At 67.2% G+C, this 19,872-nt stretch carries 17 protein-coding genes; 3 read left to right on the top strand and 14 right to left on the bottom strand.

Annotated features, from left to right (window positions below; translation table 11 throughout):
* Positions 1–76 precede the first annotated feature (76 nt).
* The 8 genes from fdhA to CFB50_RS30385 all read right to left on the bottom strand — a co-directional run bounded on the left by fdhA (position 77) and on the right by CFB50_RS30385 (position 10,009).
* Complete coding sequence (fdhA, locus tag CFB50_RS30345) at positions 77–1,273, bottom strand: formaldehyde dehydrogenase, glutathione-independent (RefSeq protein ID WP_039369545.1); 1,197 nt, start codon at positions 1,271–1,273, stop codon at positions 77–79.
* 311 nt (positions 1,274–1,584) lie between these two features.
* The gene (locus CFB50_RS30355; RefSeq protein WP_089448226.1) at positions 1,585–2,775 is read right to left on the bottom strand and encodes an HlyD family secretion protein; all 1,191 of its coding nucleotides are present in this window, start codon (positions 2,773–2,775) and stop codon (positions 1,585–1,587) included.
* Positions 2,775–4,619 carry an efflux transporter outer membrane subunit gene (locus CFB50_RS30360; RefSeq protein ID WP_089448227.1) on the bottom strand — a complete coding sequence of 615 codons (1,845 nt, stop codon included), beginning with the start codon at positions 4,617–4,619 and terminating at the stop codon, positions 2,775–2,777. Before CFB50_RS30360 ends, CFB50_RS30355 begins: the two co-directional genes overlap by 1 nt.
* 8 nt (positions 4,620–4,627) lie before the next feature.
* On the bottom strand, positions 4,628–5,566 hold the full coding sequence (locus CFB50_RS30365; RefSeq protein ID WP_089448228.1) for a glycosyltransferase family 2 protein: 939 nt from the start codon (positions 5,564–5,566) through the stop codon (positions 4,628–4,630).
* 10 nt (positions 5,567–5,576) lie between these two features.
* The gene (locus tag CFB50_RS30370; protein WP_089448229.1) at positions 5,577–7,172 is read right to left on the bottom strand and encodes a DHA2 family efflux MFS transporter permease subunit; all 1,596 of its coding nucleotides are present in this window, start codon (positions 7,170–7,172) and stop codon (positions 5,577–5,579) included.
* The gene (locus CFB50_RS30375; protein WP_089448230.1) at positions 7,169–8,452 is read right to left on the bottom strand and encodes a glycosyltransferase; all 1,284 of its coding nucleotides are present in this window, start codon (positions 8,450–8,452) and stop codon (positions 7,169–7,171) included. The genes CFB50_RS30370 and CFB50_RS30375 overlap by 4 nt, the downstream gene beginning before the upstream one ends.
* A 17-nt stretch (positions 8,453–8,469) precedes the next feature.
* The gene (locus CFB50_RS30380; protein WP_089448231.1) at positions 8,470–9,039 is read right to left on the bottom strand and encodes a methyltransferase family protein; all 570 of its coding nucleotides are present in this window, start codon (positions 9,037–9,039) and stop codon (positions 8,470–8,472) included.
* A 67-nt stretch (positions 9,040–9,106) separates the two neighbouring features.
* Positions 9,107–10,009, bottom strand: a complete 903-nt coding sequence (locus CFB50_RS30385; protein ID WP_089448232.1) for an alpha/beta fold hydrolase — start codon at positions 10,007–10,009, stop codon at positions 9,107–9,109.
* 721 nt (positions 10,010–10,730) lie between these two features.
* Between CFB50_RS30385 and betI the strand changes: the two genes are divergently transcribed.
* The 3 genes from betI to betA are packed head-to-tail and all read left to right on the top strand — an operon-like array spanning position 10,731 to position 14,543.
* Positions 10,731–11,315: a transcriptional regulator BetI gene (betI, locus tag CFB50_RS30395; protein WP_021160333.1), complete on the top strand. Its 585-nt coding sequence runs from the start codon at positions 10,731–10,733 to the stop codon at positions 11,313–11,315.
* 32 nt (positions 11,316–11,347) lie between these two features.
* Positions 11,348–12,817: a betaine-aldehyde dehydrogenase gene (gene betB / locus CFB50_RS30400; protein ID WP_089448234.1), complete on the top strand. Its 1,470-nt coding sequence runs from the start codon at positions 11,348–11,350 to the stop codon at positions 12,815–12,817.
* A 25-nt stretch (positions 12,818–12,842) separates the two neighbouring features.
* Positions 12,843–14,543, top strand: coding sequence for a choline dehydrogenase (gene betA, locus CFB50_RS30405; protein ID WP_069252380.1), 1,701 nt, complete (start codon positions 12,843–12,845; stop codon positions 14,541–14,543).
* Between the two features lie 84 nt (positions 14,544–14,627).
* Here betA and CFB50_RS30410 read toward each other — a convergent pair whose 3' ends face one another.
* The 6 genes from CFB50_RS30410 to CFB50_RS30435 form a co-directional block, all read right to left on the bottom strand.
* A complete protein-coding gene (locus CFB50_RS30410; RefSeq protein ID WP_089448235.1) occupies positions 14,628–15,212 on the bottom strand; it encodes a dual specificity protein phosphatase family protein in 585 nt (194 codons plus the stop codon).
* A 13-nt stretch (positions 15,213–15,225) separates the two neighbouring features.
* Positions 15,226–15,720 (bottom strand): hypothetical protein, encoded by a 495-nt coding sequence (locus CFB50_RS30415; protein WP_089448236.1) that lies wholly within the window; start codon positions 15,718–15,720, stop codon positions 15,226–15,228.
* Positions 15,717–16,859: an MGDG synthase family glycosyltransferase gene (locus tag CFB50_RS30420; protein ID WP_089448237.1), complete on the bottom strand. Its 1,143-nt coding sequence runs from the start codon at positions 16,857–16,859 to the stop codon at positions 15,717–15,719. The genes CFB50_RS30415 and CFB50_RS30420 overlap by 4 nt, the downstream gene beginning before the upstream one ends.
* A 480-nt stretch (positions 16,860–17,339) precedes the next feature.
* A complete protein-coding gene (locus tag CFB50_RS30425) occupies positions 17,340–18,431 on the bottom strand; it encodes a hypothetical protein (RefSeq protein ID WP_089448238.1) in 1,092 nt (363 codons plus the stop codon).
* Positions 18,432–18,666: 235 nt separating this feature from the next.
* Positions 18,667–19,170: an activator protein gene (locus tag CFB50_RS30430; RefSeq protein WP_089448239.1), complete on the bottom strand. Its 504-nt coding sequence runs from the start codon at positions 19,168–19,170 to the stop codon at positions 18,667–18,669.
* Between the two features lie 184 nt (positions 19,171–19,354).
* Positions 19,355–19,858, bottom strand: a complete 504-nt coding sequence (locus CFB50_RS30435) for an activator protein (RefSeq protein ID WP_069252386.1) — start codon at positions 19,856–19,858, stop codon at positions 19,355–19,357.
* Positions 19,859–19,872: the final 14 nt, after the last annotated feature.

Below are 19,872 nucleotides of genomic sequence, written 5' to 3' on the forward strand. Positions count from 1 at the left end.
CGCTTGCGGAACGACAAAGGGCCGAGGCGCTCAAGCACCCCGGCCCCTTTCGATTGCCGCGCGGCAGTCGGTCTCGTTACGCCGCCAGCAACCCGTGCGGGTCGATGACGAATTTGCGCGGCGCGCCGCCGTCGAACTTCTTGTAGCCTTCCGGCGCCTGGTCGAGCGAGATCACTTCGACGTTGACGATCTTCGCGATCGGCAGACGGTCGAACAGGATCGCCTGCATCAGGTTGCGGTTGTACTTCAGCACCGGCGTCTGGCCCGTGAAGAACGAGTGCGACTTCGCCCAGCCGAGGCCGAAGCGGATGCTCAGGCTGCCGTGCTGCGCGGCCTTGTCCTTCGCGCCCGGATCGTCCGTCACGTACAGGCCCGGGATGCCGATCGCGCCGGCCGGGCGCGTGATTTCCATCAGCGAGTTCAGCACCGTCGCAGGCGCTTCCTCCGAATGGCCCGACGAACCGTGGCCGTGCGCCTCGAAGCCGACGCAGTCGACCGCGCAGTCGATCTCGGGCACGCCGAGGATCTGCTCGATCTGCTCGCCGAGCGATGCGTCCTTCGACAGGTCGACCGTCTCGAAGCCCATCGCCCGCGCGTGTGCGAGGCGTTCCGCGTTCATGTCGCCGACGATCGTCACGGCCGCGCCGAGCAGGCGCGCCGAGGCAGCCGCCGCCATCCCGACCGGGCCCGCGCCCGCGATGTAGACCGTCGAGCCCGGCTTCACGCCCGCACTCACCGCGCCGTGATAACCGGTCGGCAGAATGTCGGACAGGCAGGTCAGATCGCGGATCTTCGCCATGGCCTGATCGCGATCGGGGAATTTCAGCAGGTTGAAATCGGCATACGGCACGAGCACGTACTCGGCCTGGCCGCCGATCCAGCCGCCCATGTCGACGTAGCCGTAGGCGCCGCCCGCACGCGACGGGTTCACGTTCAGGCACACGCCCGTATGCGTGTCCTTGCACATCGCACAGCGCCCGCAGGCCACGTTGAACGGCACCGACACGAGATCGCCGAGCTTCAGCGTCTCGACGTCGCGGCCGATCTCGACCACCTCGCCCGTGATCTCGTGACCGAGCACGAGGCCGACCGGCGCGGTCGTGCGGCCGCGCACCATGTGCTGGTCGGAACCGCAGATGTTCGTGCTCACCACTTTCAGGATCACGCCGTGGCCGATCGCGCGGCCGCTCGGATCGACCATCTTCGGATAATCGATTTTCTGGACTTCGACCTGGCCCGGCCCAAGATAGACGACACCTCGATTGCTGCTCATCGTATTGTCTCCATGTCTCGTTGGATGGCGCCGCGGCGCGCCGGCGCCATGCGGCGCACGCGCAACGTGCTGTTCGAGAGTAGTCCCGGAGGCAGGGGCGCCGATGTCTCAAACGCGACACGCGTTTGAACGGCGCCGACATCGATGTCGGAAATGCGAAAGTCGGGCGGGAAACGACGGGAAGGTTTGGCGTGCGGGGCGACGCGCTGGAGGGTGAGGGTGCCGGAGGCGCTGGGGGTGCGGAAGTGCGCCGAGACGCGCCGGGCGGCGCACCGGTCGTGGCGACCGGCCGCCCCTCTCTCGGATTAACGTTACCCGCCCTGATTGTCGCGGATGATCGCGGCGGCGGCGCTTTCCGCGTCGCTCGCGACGCCGTCGTGCACGCGCGTGCTGACGGCCGGCGTCGGCGGCTCGCTGTCGAGCGCGTGGCCGTTGCGATCGTGCGTGTCGACCGTCGCGCGCATCGACAGCCCGACGCGCAGCGGATGCGCGGCGAGATCGCGCGCATCGAGCGCGATCACGACCGGCACGCGCTGCACGACCTTGATCCAGTTGCCGGCCGCGTTCTGCGACGGCAGCATCGAGAACGCGCTGCCCGTGCCCGCCGAGAAGCCCTGCACGCGGCCGCGATAGGTCACGCGCGAGCCGTACAGATCCGACACGACCTCGACCGGCTGCCCGATGCGCATGTGGCGAATCTGCCCTTCCTTGAAATTCGCCTCGATCCACAGCTGGTTGAGCTGCACGATCGACATCAGCGGCACGCCGGGCCCGACCTGCTGGCCGACCTGCACCGAACGCTGCCCGATCGTGCCGTCGACCGGCGCGACGATCGTCGTGCGCTTCAGGTTCCGGTACGCGAGCTTGAACTGCGCGGCCGCCTGCACGACGGCCGGGCTTTCGTCGACGGGCAACCGGGTGCCGAGCGCACGTGCCGCATCGAGCTGCGCCTGCGCGGCCGCGAGATTCGCCTGCGCACCGGCGACCGCCGCGCGCGCACGCGCGAGTTCCTCGGGCGCGACGATCTCGACCGACGCGCCCGAGCGCGCAGCGAACGCGCGCTGCGCGAGCGACAGGTCGGCGCGCCGCGCATTCACGGCCTCGACGTACATCGTGTTCGAGATCTTCGCGTTCGCGACCTGTCGCACCGCCTGTGCGAGCTGCGCCTTCGCCTGCGCGAACGCGACGGACGCCTCGGTGTCGTCGAGCTTCACGAGCGTCTGGCCGGCGCGCACGGCCTGCGTATCGGCAACCACGACGTCGGTCACCGATCCGGGGATCTGCGCGGCGACCTGGACGATGCTGCCGGCGACATATGCATCGTCGGTGTCTTCGTAATAGCGATCGCTCAGCAGCCAGTACGCGATCCATGCGAGCGCGGCCACCAGCACGACCGCGAAGAACGCGATGAAGCGCTTGCGGCGCGTCGCGCGGCGTACGTCGAGTGCCGGGTCGTTCAGTGCGGCCGGCGGCGCGGCGGTATGGAGGTTGTCGTGGTGCATCAGTCGCTTTGCGTAACGATCAGACGATCGTGCTGGAACAGGGGAATCGGTGGCGTGACCGACAGGCTCGGCGCCGGATTCGCCGCGGCCGTGTGCGCGGGAACGGAGGTGCTGCGAGGTGTCGCGGCGACGGCCGGCGTGTGTGCCGTGTCATCTCGGCGTGCGGAACCCGCATTCGATGCAGCGACGATCGGCGGCACGGCTACGCTTGCCGCACGCACATCGGCCGACGGCGTCGCCACCGGTCGGCTCGCGGTCGGTGCGGTCGCAGCGGCCACGGCGGGCGCGGCAGTCGCAACGCCTCGCTTGGCCGCCCCGCTACGCGCCCGATGCGCGGCCGGCGCCTGCGCAACCGTCGCGCCCGCATCGAACCCGCCGCCCAGCGCGCCGATGAGCCCGACGCGCAACGATCGCTGCCGGCCGAGCAACGCGATCAATTGCGCGCGCTCGTCGATCAGCGTGAGATCCGCGACATCCACGTCCTTCTGCATCAGCACGCCGCGCCGGTGCCGGTCGGTTGCGATCTCCACGATCTTCTGCGCGGCCGCGACCGCGTCCTGCTGCTGCGCGACGAGCGTCTGTGACGTCTGCAGCGACGTGACGAACTGCGCGACCTGCCCGAGCGCGTCGTCGACGGTCTTGTTGTACAGCCCGATCGCGACGTCGGCCTGCGCGACATCCCCACCGAGCTTCGCCTTCAGCCGGCCGCGATCGAAGATCGGCAGCGAGATCGCCGGGCCGATGGAACCGGCGAGCGCATCGCGCGAGAACAGCGACGCGGGCGTCAACGCGAACACGCCGCCGAGCGCGACGAGGTTCACGTCCGGATAGAACTGCGCGCGCGTCGAGTCGGCATTCGCGAACGCGGCTTCGACACGCAAGCGCGCGGCGACGATGTCGGGCCGGCGCCCCAGGAGATCGGCCGGCAGCCGCGCGGGCAGCGCGCCGCCCGCCAATGCGCCGACCCGCGGCCGCTGCAGCGCGAGCCCGCGCTCCGGGCCCCGGCCGGACAGCACGCCGAGCTGCAGCTGCGCGAGCTTGATCTGCTCGTCGTTCATCGCGATCTGCGCGAGCAGCTTGCTGCGCTTGATCGATGCGTCGCTCGCGTCGTATGCGTTGTCGAGCCCGCGCGCGGTGCGCTCGCGCAGCACGGTCGTCACGCGCTGGCTGACCTTCAGTTTCTGCTGCAGCAGGTCCTGCGTCGCATACGCCTGGTCGAGCTGGCAGTACACGGTGACGATCGCGACCGCCAGCGTGAGCCGCACCTGCTCGGCCTCGACCCGCGCCGCTTCGCGCAGCGACATCAGGCTCTTCGTCGCGGCGCGGTTCTTGCCCCACAGGTCGAGCTGATAGGTCAGCCCGACGAACACCGACGACGGCGACGTGTTCGGATCGCCGAAGATCTCCACCGGCACGCGATAGCCGCTGACCGACACGTTGGCGACGTCGTCGCCCGGCTTCGGCATCCGCGCGCGGCTGACCGTCGCGCCGGCCGTGCCCGTCAGTCCCGTCAACGAATCGAACTGCTGAAGCTGCGCCTGCGCGATCCGCAGCCGCGCCTGCGCGACCTGCAGGTCGGGGTTGTTTTGCGAAGCCTCGGCGACCAGCGCGTCGAGTTGCGGATCCTGCAACTGCTTCACCCAGTCGGGCGCGGGCCACGCGCCGTTCACGTCGGCTCCGGCCGTGTGCGCGAGCGCATCGTCGGCCGGCGCGCGCAACGACAGCGACGGCAGGAAGCCCGACGGCACGCACCCGCTCAACGCCAGCGACACGGCCGCGGCGACGATCATCGAGCCGCCTTTCACACCACGCGCCACACTCGCCGCTTTATTCACACGCCGCATCGCGCCCCTCACCCCTGCTGCACGCGTTGCGCACGCGCGGCCAGACGCGGCCGCGTGCGTTCGAGCGGGCCGAGCCGGCCGAACAGGCCGTCCGCGATGCCGAACAGGATGCCGGCGAGCTTCGCGCGCTTGTCGCGTTCGACGAGCGCGATCTGCACGATCTGCCACATCGTCAACAGGTTCGGCACGATCGCCACCGGAAAGCGCAACCCGTACTGCATCCCGAGCTGCACTGCATTGCGCGCGCTGTAATAGCGCCGTTGCCACGAGTGATTCATCGACGTAATTTCAAAAGGGCCGATCGCGTGACGCTGCTTCGCGCCGATCCGGTGCGGCAGCACCAGCGACGGCACGACATAGAGCGGCACGTTGCGCGACAGCGCGCGGAAGCTGTATTCGGTATCGACGTGATCGATGAACAGCGTCTCGTCGAAGCGGCCGAGCACATCGAACGCGTCGCGCGACACGACGCAGCCCGACGAAATCAGGAACGCGCAGCGCTGCAACGGCGCGCCCGGCTCGATACGCAGGCGGCGCAGCCCGATCCCGTTGGTCGACAGTTCGGGCAGGAAGCTGCGCGCGTTCTCGTCGAAGATGCGTGGGCCGGCCAGGAACGCGCGCCCCGTGAGCCCCGCGCAGACATCGCGCATCGCGGGGAAATACGCGGCCGGCACCGACGAATCCTGGTCGAACAGCGCGACGGCGTCGATCCGATCGCGAAACAGCGCCGCGAGCCCCGCGTTGTACGCGCCCGCGATCCCGCCGCGATTGCCGTGATGCAGCAGCGCGATGCCCTCGCGCGCGCACAGCTCGCGGGCCCGCGCATCGGGCTGCGGCGTGTTGTCGACGACGAGCAGCGCGTCGCACGCATGCCGCCATGCGCCGAGTGCGTCGAGCTGTGCATCGCTCGGGTGATACAGGATCACGAGTGCGCCGAGTGTCGTCATGTTCCTCTCCTCAATGCCCGAACGACGCCGCCGCGCCACGCTTCGGCCGCGTCAGCCACATCATTGCCGCGAGGACGAGACACGTCATGCTCGCCATCCAGAACATGTCGTTGGTCGCCATCATGTAGGCCTGCTGCATCACGACCTGGTGCAGCGTCGACAGCTCGCGCACGCCGTCCACGCCCATCGCGTTCAGCGTGTGCACGAAGCGCTGCGTGTTCGCCGACGCGTGCGTGACGGATTGCGACACGACGTCGTAGTGATAGGTCGCGCGGTTGTCCCACAGCGTCACGCTCATCGCGGTGCCGAACGCGGCGGACAGCGTGCGCAGGAAGTTCGACAGGCTCGACGCGGCCGCGAGCCGGTCGTCCGGAATGCGCGACAGCGTCGCGGCGGTCAGCGGAATGAAGAAGCACGGCAGCCCGATCCCCTGGATCAGCCCGGGCGCGGCGATCTGCGCGAACGTCATCTTCAGCGTGAAATGCGCATCCCACGCGAGCACGGCCGCGAACACGAGGAAGCCGAAGGTCGCGAGCACGCGCGCGTCGAAGCGATGCGCATGCAGCCCGACGAGGATCGAGAACACCAGCGCGAGCACGCCGAGCGACGCCGTGGCAAGCCCCGCGTGAAATGCGTTGTAGCCCATCACGGCCTGCATCCACAGCGGGAACACGACGCCGACCACCGAGAAGCTCATCATCCCGAGCGAGATGATCAGTACGCAGAACGAGAACGTGCGATCGCGGAACAGGCCGAGATCGACTACGGGATGCGCCTCACCCGCTTCCCAGATCAGCAGCGACACGATCGAGAGCGCTGCGATCACCGCGAGCGTGACGATCAGCGGCGAGTCGAACCAGCCACGATCGTGGCCGAGATCGAGCATCGCCTGCAGCGAGCCGACGCCGATCACGAGCAGCACGATGCCCGGCACGTCGATCGGGCCGGCCGTGCCGCGTTGCGCGTCGGGGCGAAGCATCGCGGTGCAGACCGCGAACGAGAACAGCCCGATCGGCAAATTGATCAGGAAGATCCACGGCCACGAGAAGGTGTCGACGATCCAGCCGCCAACCACCGGCCCGAAGATCGGCGCGAGCAGCACCGTCATCGCCCACAGCGCGAGCGCGATCGTGCGCTTGTCCGGCGGGAACGTGCGCAGCAGGATCGTCTGCGACAGCGGCACCATCGGCCCGGAAAACAGCCCCTGCAGCGCGCGGCAGATCACCAGCACGTGCAGGTCGCGCGCGAGCCCGCACAGCAGCGACGTCAGCGTGAACAGCAGGATCGCGCCGACGAACAACCGCAACTCGCCGACGCGGCGCGCGAGCCAGCCCGTCAGCGGCACCGCGATCGCGGCCGCGACCGAATACGAGCTGATCACCCACGTGCCCTGGCTGTTCGATACGCCGAGACTGCCGGAGATCGCCGGCACCGCGACGTTCGTCACGGTCGAGTCGAGCACCTCGATGAAGGTCGCGAGCGACAGCGCGAACGTCAGCAGCGCGAGCCGGATGCCACGCACCGGCTGCGCGGCCGGCGCGGGCGCCGGCACGTCGAACGCGGACGGCGCGACCGGCCCGTCGTGAAGCGGCGACGCGGTGCTCATGCGCCGGCCACCGCAGCTTCGGGCCGCGCGGCGGCCTGTCCGTGCGCCGGTGCGAACCGTTCGATGAAATCGGCGGCGGCGTCGCAGCCGTCCCGCTCGGCCGCAAGCAGCGCGCGCGTGCGCGCCGCGTGCACCGCGAACGAAGGTTCACCGAACACGCGCGCGAGCGCCGCGCCGAGACGCGCACCGTCGATCGGGCCGTCGACCCGCACGCCGCAGCCGCTCACGGCGACCCGTTGCGCGTTGTCGAACTGGTCGTGCGCAAACGGCGTGACGACCTGCGCGATCCCGGCTTCGAACGCGAGCGCCGCGGTGCCGACCCCGCCGTGATGCACGAGCGCGCGGCAGCGCGGCAGCAGCGTGCGCATCGGCACGAAGCGGCGCACGAGCAAACGGTCACTGTCTGGCGCCGCATCGTGCGGCGTCAGCAGGATCCCGCGCGCGCCGGTCGCGCGCAGCGCGTCCGCCACCGCGCACGCGTATGCCGCGTGATCGACGCGTGTCGAACCGGCCGTGAACACGACCGGGGGTTCACCGGCCGCGAGATACGCATCGAGTGCCACATCTTCTTCAGGCGTCGCAATATCGTTGAACAGCGGGAAACCGCTTTGCAGATGATTCGACGGCCAGTCCGGCTGCGGCGGCGCGAACCAGCCGGGAAACAGGCACAGCACGCCATCGGTCGAATGCAGCCAGCGGCCCAGCACACGCCGCGCCGGCGCGAGCCCGAGCGCGCGGCGCACCGCGTTGAGCGCGGGACCGCACGTCCGATCGAGCACCTGCCGCTCGATCAGCGTCATCAGCGCCGCCTTCACGGGCAGCGGCCAGCGCGCGGGAATCGTCAGGCGCGGGTGCGTCGGCGGCGCATGCGCGGACAGCAGCGTCGACGGCGACACCTGCACCGACACATACGGCGTGCCGTGCAGCTCCTGCATGAAGCGCGCGGAAAACGCCCACAGCGTGCCGACGAGCACCGTATCATCGTCGGTCAGCGCGCGCAGCGCGTCGTAATGCGGGCGCAGCGTCGGCGCGATCACCTCCCACAGCGTGCGAAACGACGTGCGCGAATCCCATAGCGCGGGGTTCGCCATCGCGACCTCGTATTCGGCCGCGGTGCCGATCGGCACGAACGCGAACCCGCAACGGCGCACGGCCGCCTCGAACGGCGCATGCGTGCAGAACACGACGTCGTGACCACGCGCCGCGAGCGTGCGTGCGACGCCGAGCAGCGGATGCACGTCGCCCGCCGAGCCGATCGCGGTCACGATCATCTTCGCCATCGCGCGCCTCGCGGGGTTCAGTAGAAGCCGGGAATCAGCGCCGCGACTTCGCGACGGTACTGCGTGTACGCCGGCCCGAAATACCCGGTCAGCCAGCTTTCCTCGACGCGCACCTTGTATGCGAGCGACGCGAACACGAGCAGCACGCCGATCGCGCCGCGCCATTCGCCGCCGATCAGCGCGGCGCCGGCGAGCGCGATCAGGCAGCCCGTATAGATCGGGTGACGCACGAGCCCATACGGCCCCGTGCGGACGAGCTCATGGTCTTCCTTCAGCGTGACCGACACGCTCCAGTTCGTGCCGAGGTGCAGCCGCGCCCACCCCGAGAACAGCAGGCCGGCCACCAGTACCCCGAGCCCGCACTGCGCCTGCAGGCCGAAGCGCTGCCAGTCCGGCACGAGCGCCTGCCACGACGGATCGGGCAGGATGATCAGTGCGCCGCCGACGATCAGCGGAATCGACTGCAACGTGCGCGAGCGCGACGCTTCCTTGCGCACGGTCGTCTTCACGCCTTGCGAAGTGGCGATCCAGTAGGCGAGCCATACGGCCCACGGAACGACGATGGCGATGGTCTGAACGATATTCACGGCTGGCCTGCCTCGTTGGGATGGGAATTCGGGAGCGCCGCGCGGTCCGGACGCACGGCGTACGGCGTCACGACGAAAGCGCGTGCATCGGAGCAGGCACGCACGCCTGCGAGGCGGCGAGCGCGATGCCGGCGGCGAGCGACGACCCGCCGCAGAAAAAGTCGAGCAACGCCGAGCGCGTATATTCGCGCTGCGCGCGGCCTTCGATGTCGAGGAAGTGGCCGGCGTCCGGCACCGTCGCGAACCGCGCGCGCGGCACATGCGCGCCGAGCTGGCGCACGTCGGCGGGCGTCGTGTATTCGTCGCGCTCGCCGTTCAGGAACAGCAGCTCGCAGCCGATGTTCGAGAACTCGCTGAGGTAGCGCTCCGGCTGCAGCGACAGGATCTGGTCGACGTGGAACGCGACCTGATCCTGCTCGTCGCGCGGCAGGCGCGTGAGATACCGGTAGTTGTATAGCTTCATGATGCGCGGCAGGTAGCGGCCGACGGTGTCGTTCAGCAGCTGCGCGGCCTTCAGGTTCTCGCCGGCCGCGATGTGGTCGCGGGCACGCGTCACGTAGTCGACCATCGCGTCGTTCAGGAACGGCGAGAACGAGCAGATCGCCGCGCGCCGCACGCTCGGGCAGCCGCGTGCGAGCGCGAACAGCGACGCGACACCGCCCCACGACACGGACACGAGGTACGCCGGCGCGAAGCGCTCGACCAGGTGCTGCAGGATCGCGGCTTCGTCGTCCTTCGTCAGGATGAAGCAGCCCGGGTTGTGCTGGCGCGACTGCCCCGCATACGGCAGGTCGAAGCAGATCGTGTTCATCCGCTCGCCGAGATACTGGACGGTCTGCCCGAACGACGCGGTCGTCGCGAGGGCGCCGTTCACGAGCATCGCCGTGTCGAACGCCGGGTCGAACACGTTCCGTTCGACGTAGACCTTCAGACCATTGGGCAGCGGGACCACGTGTTTTTCGGTCAGCATCGTCGTTCTCCGGTGGATGCGGCGTCTCGACGTCGCGGCATGCTGCAGGTGCGCAATGACTGCGCCGGTTTTTCACGCGCGATCCGAATCGCGCGATTGGCCCATGCACCGCGGCAATACCGGCGGCATCGATTCATTCCTCATAGTGCGGCGCCATACTAATACGGACAATATTACTGACTCAAGTCATTCCAACGATACCCTCTACTCTGTTAGGAAATGCGGCCGATTCAAATTATTCCAGCATTTTTTATGGTATGCGGAATGCATTCGAGGGCGATCGCAATCGTTTGCGGAGCGGCAGCCGACCTCCGCCGAATCGATACATATTCGTTTTAAATCAATGAGTTATGCCGTTTCATTCGCCTATTTCAAACGGATTTTCATGAATAAATCGTGACGCCGTTTCGCGCGTCGACTTCCGCGCTTAACCGAATGTCACACTACTCAATATTCTTTCATTCCGTAATCGATTCGGCACCTGCAACGATTAACCGGATTGATCGCTCACTTCAGAAAGCGTTTTAAACAAACTCCAGCTTTTTTAATCATCTTTCAATTATTTTTCCGCACCTGCACAACGCGCGATCGGAGGCCCCCGCTCACCTGCCGGGTACCGTCTTCACCGTCAGACCCCGATTTTTTGTTGATTGAACGATCAATAAAAAACCGCTAAGCTCTCGACTTCCATGGACGGCCCGTCCGGGCGAAGGGAGTCGCGATGCCGAAAGTCGGAATGCGGGAGATTCGCCGCGCACAGTTGATCGACGCCACGCTGCGGTCGATCGACGAGGCGGGCCTGCCCGGCACGACGCTCGCCTCGGTCGCGCAACGCGCGAACATCTCGACGGGCATCGTCAGCCACTACTTCGGCGACAAGGACGGCCTGCTCGAAGCGACGATGCGGCACGTGCTGCGCGACCTGTGGTCGGCCACCACGCGCCGCCGCGTGGCGGCACGCAAGGACCCGCGCTCCCGGCTGCGCGCGATCGTCGCCGCGAACTTCGACGACACGCAGGTCAGCGCGCCCGTGATGAAGACGTGGCTCGCGTTCTGGTCGCAGAGCATGCACGACCCGATGCTCAAGCGCCTGCAGCACGTCAACACGCGGCGCCTCCACTCGAACCTGTGCGCCGAATTCGCGAAGGCGTTGCCGCGCACGCAAGCGCGCGAAGCCGCGAGCGGCCTCGCCGCGCTGATCGACGGCCTGTGGCTGCGCGGCGCACTCGCCGGCGGCCCCATCGACACCCGGGCTGCATTGAAGCTCGCCCACGATTACATCGACCTGCTGCTCGCGTCCGACTGACGCGCGACGCAGTCGCCCTCAAGGAGATCCTCATGTCCGTATTCGGTTTGCAGCGCCTCTACATCGGCGGCGGTTACGTCGACGCCACGAGCGGCAAGACTTTCGACACCTTCGATCCCGCCACCGGCGAACTGCTCGCGCAGGTGCAGCAGGCCAGCGCGGCCGACGTCGATCGCGCGGTGGCGTCCGCACAGGAAGGCCAGCGTGAATGGGCCGCGATGACCGCGATGCAGCGCTCGCGCATCCTGCGCCGCGCGGTCGACCTGCTGCGCGAGCGCAACGACGAACTCGCGGCGCTGGAAACGCGCGACACGGGCAAGCCGATCGGCGAGACGCTCGCGGTCGACATCGTCACCGGCGCGGACGTGATCGAGTACTACGCGGGCCTCGCGACCGCGATCGAAGGGCTGCAGGTGCCGCTGCGCGCCGAATCGTTCGTCTACACGCGCCGTGAACCGCTCGGCGTGTGCGCGGGCATCGGCGCGTGGAACTACCCGATCCAGATCGCGTGCTGGAAGACGGCCCCCGCGCTCGCGGCCGGCAACGCGATGGTGTTCAAGCCGAGCGAAGTCACGCCGCTCACCGCGCTGAAGCTTGCGGAAATCTATACGGAAGCCGGCGTGCCGGCCGGCGTGTTCAACGTCGTGCAGGGTGACGGCTCGGTCGGCGCGCTGCTGACGGGCCACCCGGACATCGCGAAGGTGTCGTTCACCGGCGGCGTCGAAACCGGCAAGAAGGTGATGTCGCTGGCCGGCGCATCGTCGCTGAAGGAAGTGACGATGGAGCTCGGCGGCAAATCGCCGCTGATCGTGTTCGACGATGCGGACCTCGACCGCGCGGCCGACATCGCGGTGACCGCCAACTTCTTCAGCTCGGGCCAGGTCTGCACGAACGGCACGCGCGTGTTCGTGCACCGCTCGATCAAGGATGCGTTCACGCAGAAGGTGCTCGAACGCGTGAAGCGCATCCGCGTCGGCAAGCCGACCGATGCCGATACCAACTTCGGTCCGCTCGTGTCGGCCGCGCAGCTCGACAAGGTGCTCGGCTTCATCGAAAGCGGCAAGGCCGAAGGCGCGAAGCTGCTCGCGGGCGGCACGCGCCTGACCGACGGCCACTTCGGCAGCGGCCAGTACGTCGCGCCGACCGTGTTCGGCGATTGCCGCGACGACATGAAGATCGTCCGCGAGGAAATCTTCGGGCCGGTGATGAGCATCCTCGATTTCGAATCGGAAGACGAAGTGATCGCCCGCGCGAACGACACGCACTACGGCCTCGCGGCCGGCGTCGTGACCGAGAACCTGTCGCGCGCGCACCGCACGATCCATCGTCTCGAAGCCGGTATCTGCTGGATCAACACGTGGGGCGAATCGCCGGCCGAGATGCCGGTTGGCGGATACAAGCAATCCGGTGTCGGACGCGAGAACGGCATCACGACGCTCGAGCACTACACTCGAATCAAGTCGGTGCAGGTCGAGCTCGGCCGCTACAACCCGGTGTTTTAAGGATCACGAAAGGAGATTGACCGTCATGACGACACGCGAATACGACTACATCATCTGCGGCGCAGGTTCCGCGGGCAACGTGCTCGCAACGCGCCTGACGGAAGATCCGGACGTGACGGTGCTGCTGCTCGAAGCGGGCGGCCCCGACTACCGCTTCGACTTCCGCACGCAGATGCCGGCCGCCCTCGCCTACCCGTTGCAGGGCCGCCGCTACAACTGGGCATACGAAACCGACCCCGAGCCGCACATGGACAACCGCCGGATGGAATGCGGCCGCGGCAAGGGGCTCGGCGGCTCGTCGCTGATCAACGGCATGTGCTACATCCGCGGCAACGCGCTCGACTACGACAACTGGTCGACGCACAAGGGCCTCGAGAACTGGACGTATCTCGACTGCCTGCCGTACTTCAAGAAAGCCGAAACGCGCGACGTCGGCCCGAACGACTATCACGGCGGCAGCGGCCCCGTGTCGGTCACGACCAGCAAGCCGGGCGTGAACCCGCTGTTCGAGGCGATGGTCGATGCGGGCGTGCAGGCCGGCTATCCGCGCACCGACGACCTGAACGGCTATCAGCAGGAAGGCTTCGGCCCGATGGACCGCACCGTCACGCCGAAGGGCCGCCGCGCCAGCACCGCGCGCGGCTACCTCGACCAGGCGAAAGTGCGACCGAACCTCGAGATCGTCACGCACGCGCTCGCCGATCGCATCCTGTTCGACGGCAAGCGCGCGTCGGGCGTCACGTACCTGCGCGGCAGCGAACGCGCGACCGCGCACGCGCGTCGCGAAGTGCTCGTGTGCAGCGGCGCGATCGCGTCGCCGCAACTGCTGCAGCGCTCGGGCGTCGGCCCCGGCGCGTGGCTGAAGGCACTCGACATTCCCGTCGTGCTCGACCTGCCCGGCGTCGGCCAGAACCTGCAGGATCACCTGGAGATGTACATCCAGTACGAGTGCAAGGAGCCGGTCTCGCTGTACCCGGCGCTCAAGTGGTGGAACCAGCCGAAGATCGGCCTCGAATGGATGCTGAACGGCACCGGCCTCGGCGCGAGCAACCACTTCGAGGCGGGCGGCTTCATCCGCACGCGCGACGACGACCTGTGGCCGAACATCCAGTATCACTTCCTGCCGGTGGCGATCAACTACAACGGCTCGAACGCGATCGAGATGCACGGCTTCCAGGCGCACGTCGGCTCGATGCGCTCGCCGAGCCGCGGCCGCGTGAAGCTGCGCTCGCGCGATCCGAACGATCATCCGAGCATCCTGTTCAACTACATGGCCGAAGCGCTCGACTGGCGCGAGTTCCGCGACGCGATCCGTGCGACGCGCGAAATCATGCGGCAGCCGGCACTTGATCGCTATCGCGGCCGCGAGCTGAATCCGGGTGCGGACTGCAAGTCCGACAAGGAACTCGACGCGTTCGTGCGCGCCCGTGCGGAAACCGCGTTCCATCCGTCGTGCTCGTGCAAGATGGGTTACGACGACATGGCCGTGGTCGATGAAGAAGGCCGCGTGCACGGGCTCGAAGGGCTGCGCGTCGTCGATGCGTCGATCATGCCGATCATCACGACCGGCAACCTCAATGCGCCGACGATCATGATCGCCGAGAAGATCGCGGACAGGATTCGCGGGCGCAAGGCGCTTGCGCGTGTGGATGTGCCTTACTTTGTCGCGAACGGGGCAATGGCTCGCAACATCGCAAAGGCGGTGCGGCAGCCGGAGACGGTCTGACGACGGCGGGCGTGTTGCCCGCGCATCAGCGTACTGAAAAAACGCCGCCGACAGTGATTGTCGGCGGCGTTTTGCATGGGGTCGTCAGCCGCTGTTCACTTCCCGCTTCAAACGCTCGACGTCGACGTTTTTCAAGTAGTTCGTGATGTTCTGCCAGATCGGATGGAAACCGTAGCCGCCGTGCTGCAGTTCATCGAGCGCCTGCTCGCGCGTCCAGCCCTGATACACCATCCGGTACAACGCCGACACGAGGCCGGTACGATCGGCGCCGTGCTGGCAGTGGATCAGCACCGGGCCGTCCTGGTCGGCCGTGCGCAGCGCCTTCAGCGCGGTAACCATGTCTTCGTCGCGGATGTCCCACGTGTTGATCCGGATGCGCTGCATCCTGATCTGCGTACCGGCCAGGATGGTGTCGTCCGCATGAAACGAACGGAAGCTGATGACCTTGCGGATGCCGAGCTTCTGCAGTTCCGGCACGTCCGAGCGCGACAGCTGGGCGCTGCGGTACAGCGTCGGCGTGATGCGATGCAGGTTGTTCACATGCGCATCGGCCACACTCTGCGCCCATTTGATCGGCCGGGCGGACACCTCGGAGGCCGGGTCCGCGTGGGCCGGCTGCACGAGCCCGGCAAGCGTGACGGCGATCGCGGTAATGACGGCGGTTTTCATGTCGGGTCAGGGATCAATAAAAGGCGCGCTTGCGCTCGCGGGAAAGCATGAACAGCACGATCGCGGCGGCGCTCATCGTCCAGTAGTCGGTCGGGGCCACGCCCAGCCAGTGGATATGCCACGGCACGTTCGCCGGATTGAAGCGGGCCAGGCCATACGCCGGATTCAGCACGAACCACAGGAAATCCTCGGTCAGCCAGAACACCATGATGCAGGCGACGATGCGCGCCTCGACGCGCCACGACCACCGTCCGTTGAACACGGCGGGCAGGTGAAAGAACAGCGCGACGAACGGGAACACCCATGCGTGGTAGCCGGTCATCGGCCGCCCGCCCCAGAAGATGTCGAGCAGCCAGTGATGCTCGATGCGCCACGTCGGCAGGTTGGCCGCCCAGCCCGCGCTGCCTTCGATCTGGATCTCGACGTTCGCGAAGAAGTACGCGAGCAGCACGACCCACGCGACGACGAACACCGTATGGCGTGTCGGCACAAAACGCGCGACGCTCATGCGGCGGGCTCCAGGCCCAGCACGCGATCGAGCACGAAGCGGCCGGCGAGCGGCCGCCCGAGCGGCGCGAGACGGCGGCGCATGTCGGCAAGACGCTCCGGCGTCTGCAGCAGCGCGCGGATCCGGTAGACCAGCGCATCGTCGTCGATCGCCTTCAGCGCGACACCCTGTTCGAGCAGGAAATCCGCATTGCGCTCTTCCTGGCCCGGGATCGGCGAGTTGACGATCATCGGCAGTTGCATCGCAAGGCATTCGGACGTCGTCAAGCCGCCCGGCTTCGTGATCACGAGGTCGGCGCAGGCCATCAGGCGTTCGACCTGCTGCGTGAAGCCCTGCGGAAACAGCCGGCCCGGATGCCGCGCGGCCAGTTCCTGCAACGACGCCAGCATCGCCTTGTTCTTGCCGGCCAGTGCGATCAACTGGAAGTCGGCATCCATCTCGAGCAGGCGCGCGGCCAGCACGTCGAGCCCGCCGAGGCCCGCGCCGCCGGACATCATCAGGAACGTCGGGCGCGCGGGATCAAGGCCGAACTCGGCCGCGCAGGCCGCGCGGTCGAGCGGCTGGCCGAACGCCGGCATGATCGGGATGCCGCTGACATGCACCGTGTCGGGCGCCATGCCGCGCGCATGCATGCGCCACGCGATCTCGTCGTTGGCCGCGAAATAGCCGCGCATGTTCGGCACGACCCACATGCTGTGCAGGTCGAAATCGGTGACCTGCACCCACACCGGCGTGTCGACGCGCCCCTTGCGGATCTCGCGCGACAGCAGTTCGGCGGGCAGGAAGTGCGTGCAGATGATCGCGTCCGGGCGCTGCCGCTCGATCTCCGCGAGCAGCGTCCGGCAATTGAGCCGCTCGATCGCGCGCCGGATCTTCTGCGACGCCGCGGCGGGATCGACTTCGTCGGTCTTCTGGTACAGGTAGCCCCACAGCGCCGGCTGGCTGCTGACGAGCTTGATGTAGAGATCGGTGTACAGCTTGCGGAAGCCGGTGGACACGAAATCCATCACGTCCAGGTGGGTGGCTTCGATGCCGGCGGGGTGGTGGTCGGCGAACGCGCGGATCGCTTCGGCCGCTCGGGTATGGCCGGCGCCGGCGCTGACGCTCAGGAGGAGAATCTTCTTGTTTTGCTTTGACATCTGACTGACCGTTTCGATGAAGGTGGTCCGGACGTGGGTTCGCGGCGGCGCTCTCACGCGGCGGCTGTTTGCGTCCGGCTTACAACAAGCTTGGCAGATCTTTGGCGGTGCGGGCGGGCCGTTATAGCGGAGCGATCGCCGGCACCGTCTGCGGAATCATACTGCGTTCGGTCGAGGGTGCCTGGATTGGGGGATGCGTGAGGCGGTCTGGCGGTCTGGCGGTCTGGCGGTCTGGCGGTCTGGCGGTCTGGCGGTCTGGCGGTCTGGAAGGATAGATGGCGTAGACGGCGTGGCGCGCGGCCAGCGTGGGCACCGACGGCACGAAGGCTCAGCGCGCCGCCTGGCACCCGCTCGCGCTTGCGAACGAGGCCGGCACTTCGGCGCGAGCCAGGGTGATCGTGCGCGATTCGTTTGGAATCCTTGCGTGTCGCTTCGGCACAGGCGATGCATCAGCCAGCCTTGTCCCACGTGCTCCCCGTATCAGGGCGTTACAACACCCCGCTTCCGCATCCGCTTCCCGCGGACGATCGGGTTCCATCGCGACGTCAGGCTCATCGCGCCTTGCAGGCGTTCGAACGCGGCGTCCTCCTTCGGCCCGAAGCGGCTGACCGCCGGCCACGCGAGCACGTGATCGAGCCACGCCTGCAACTCGTCACCATGAAAGCGGCGACCGACTTCCCGCACGGCGTCCGGTGCTGCGATCACGATGCCCGCCAGCAGGTAGTAGGCCCAGAAACTGCCCGCGCCGACGAGTCGATCGAGCCTGCACACGGATAACGCCGCGAGCAGCCCGTCCACCGACGCGAGATCGGCACGATGCGTGCGGATCGCCTGGGCAACGAGGTTGTGCTGACCGCCATACGCGGCAACGGAGGTCCCGTCGCCGGCGGCGAGTACGGCCGAGAACGTCACGAGCGCAGCCATCTCGTCGATGCGCGATGCATCGTCGCGCGCCCCGCACAAGCGCAGCACGATCGCATCGATGACGGCGCCAGGCGTGGCCGACGTTTCCCCACTCGCCGCCGCGGCAACGGCCAGCCTGTCTCTCAGGTTCTTCGCAGGCGGCGTGTCGTCCGGCGCGCCCTTTTCATGTTCGGTACATTCACCGTCATCGCCCCCGTTGCATTCGACACCGCCGGCAATCCGCCCGAGTGCGGCCCAGCCGACATCGGGATCGTCGAACGCGCATGCATCGATCACGCCGTACGCGGTGTCGAACACGGCGCGCGAGCCGGGGCAGCTACGTTCGGCTTCGGCGAGTTGCTGCATCGACGGCACATGTGAGCACGCGCCGAGCGGGTCGGTCAGGTCGCATGCGCAGGCGCCGGCGTCCGACGCGATCCACGGCGCGAGCCGGTGAAGCATCGCCGTCGCTTCTCGGGACAGGTTCGCGCCAGCCCGCATGCGTATCGCGTGCGACGCGATGGCCGTCGTGTCACCGGCGTCACCCGCCTCCGCCGCGCAAGCGGAAGCGTCGAGTCGTTGGATCAGGTACTGCAGCCACGCGGCCGTGCGCAGCCGGTCAGGCGTCGCGCCGCGGGCATCTCCATACTTTGCTGGATCGGTAAGCATGGGTCTTCCGGGATAGTTCTGGCCAATTGGAATTGTGTTGTTTCAATCGAATCGGACAGCGCGGCACGCCACGCCAGCCCTGCATGTCCACCCGAATCGGATCGCGACACGGGCGGCCAGCCGGCCGTCGCGCCGATACGCGCGACGACACGAATGCATCTAGAAATGGGGAGTCCGCCATACATCTCGCACGGCCCTCGTGCGCAACGGCAACCCGCGTCGATTCGCGACGCGCTTACTGCACGTGGAGCTGCGGCAACGCCATGAGCGTTCCGGAAAACTTGCAATCCGGCGTCAATTCAGCATTACTGAAAGTCATTGACGAATTCGAATCGTTCCATTTCGCCACGACCTTGCTCGGCCCGCACGCTCCAAGCACCTTGAAGTCCACCTGCGCGTTGTTGACCGAAAGCTGTGTCGCGCTGTCCACCTGCCCTGTCCATGGCGAAGAGCCGCTCGCGCTGCCGCTGACCAGCTGACACAAGCTGCCTCCGCTGAACTGCACCGACGCGATATTGACGATACCCGCCGGCGTAATCGTTCCGTTGAACGTCACGGAGCAGTTCGCGATGATCTGCTTTATGGTGAGCGCGGTCAGCCCCGTCGCCGAAAACGGCTCACCGTTCGGATTCATCGGCTGGCGGTCCACGCGCGAAACGGTTACCGCAAATGCGGGCGCAGCCGAAACCGCGGTGAACACCACTGCAGCAACAAGCGATGCAATCTGACGAATTTTCATCTGTACGGCCCTCTCTCTCTTGATATATGGCGGCCTTGCACGAGAAACGCGACCGCTCTGCAGAATGAATCCGGCCGCCGCGCCGATACACGCGACGGCACGGCCCCATCGAAACCGCGAATACCCGCCGCACATACCACACGGCCCTCGCGCGCGGCGGGCATCCTGCTTCGATCTGCGACGCTTACTGCACGTGGAACTTCGGCGACGTCAGGACCGTGCCGCCCACCGTGCAATCCGGCGTCAGCACGGCCTTGTTGAACGTCAGCGACGAGTTCGCATCGCTCCACGCCGTCACGACCTTGCTCGGCCCGCAAGTACCAAGCAGCGTCACGGTCACCTTCGCGTTATTGATCGACAGCTGTGTCGTGCTGTCAGCCTGCCCCGTCCACGGCGACGCGCTGCTCGCGCTGCCAGCGATGAGGCCGCACGTCCCGCCGCCGGTGAACTGCGTCGACGTGATGTTGACGATGCCGGTCGACGTGATCGTGCCGTTGAAGGTCGCGGTACAGGATGCGCTGATCGATCCCTTGCTGAGATTCGTGATCCCCGACGCCGAGAACGGCTCGCCATTCGGGTTCATCGGCTGGCCGTCGGCACGTGAAACGGTGACAGCGAAAGCAGGCGCGGCCGAAACCGCGGTGAAAGCCACTGCAGCAACAAGCGATACGATTTTGCGAATGCTCATTTGAACTGCCCCCT

It is taken from the genome of Burkholderia sp. AU33423, from assembly GCF_002223135.1.
Lineage (GTDB): Bacteria > Pseudomonadota > Gammaproteobacteria > Burkholderiales > Burkholderiaceae > Burkholderia > Burkholderia lata_D.

Bases quoted from the DNA above. Each gene is read 5' to 3' on its own strand.
- CFB50_RS30415 (WP_089448236.1), bottom strand. From the start codon at position 15,720: ATGAGCGTCGCGCGTTTTGTGCCGACACGCCATACGGTGTTCGTCGTC.
- CFB50_RS30425 (WP_089448238.1), bottom strand. From the start codon at position 18,431: ATGCTTACCGATCCAGCAAAGTATGGAGATGCCCGCGGCGCGACGCCT.
- CFB50_RS30420 (WP_089448237.1), bottom strand. From the start codon at position 16,859: ATGTCAAAGCAAAACAAGAAGATTCTCCTCCTGAGCGTCAGCGCCGGC.
- betA (WP_069252380.1), top strand. From the start codon at position 12,843: ATGACGACACGCGAATACGACTACATCATCTGCGGCGCAGGTTCCGCG.
- CFB50_RS30360 (WP_089448227.1), bottom strand. From the start codon at position 4,619: ATGCGGCGTGTGAATAAAGCGGCGAGTGTGGCGCGTGGTGTGAAAGGC.
- CFB50_RS30370 (WP_089448229.1), bottom strand. From the start codon at position 7,172: ATGAGCACCGCGTCGCCGCTTCACGACGGGCCGGTCGCGCCGTCCGCG.
- CFB50_RS30435 (WP_069252386.1), bottom strand. From the start codon at position 19,858: ATGAGCATTCGCAAAATCGTATCGCTTGTTGCTGCAGTGGCTTTCACC.
- fdhA (WP_039369545.1), bottom strand. From the start codon at position 1,273: ATGAGCAGCAATCGAGGTGTCGTCTATCTTGGGCCGGGCCAGGTCGAA.
- betB (WP_089448234.1), top strand. From the start codon at position 11,348: ATGTCCGTATTCGGTTTGCAGCGCCTCTACATCGGCGGCGGTTACGTC.
- CFB50_RS30385 (WP_089448232.1), bottom strand. From the start codon at position 10,009: ATGCTGACCGAAAAACACGTGGTCCCGCTGCCCAATGGTCTGAAGGTC.
- CFB50_RS30430 (WP_089448239.1), bottom strand. From the start codon at position 19,170: ATGAAAATTCGTCAGATTGCATCGCTTGTTGCTGCAGTGGTGTTCACC.
- CFB50_RS30355 (WP_089448226.1), bottom strand. From the start codon at position 2,775: ATGCACCACGACAACCTCCATACCGCCGCGCCGCCGGCCGCACTGAAC.
- betI (WP_021160333.1), top strand. From the start codon at position 10,731: ATGCCGAAAGTCGGAATGCGGGAGATTCGCCGCGCACAGTTGATCGAC.
- CFB50_RS30375 (WP_089448230.1), bottom strand. From the start codon at position 8,452: ATGGCGAAGATGATCGTGACCGCGATCGGCTCGGCGGGCGACGTGCAT.
- CFB50_RS30410 (WP_089448235.1), bottom strand. From the start codon at position 15,212: ATGAAAACCGCCGTCATTACCGCGATCGCCGTCACGCTTGCCGGGCTC.
- CFB50_RS30365 (WP_089448228.1), bottom strand. From the start codon at position 5,566: ATGACGACACTCGGCGCACTCGTGATCCTGTATCACCCGAGCGATGCA.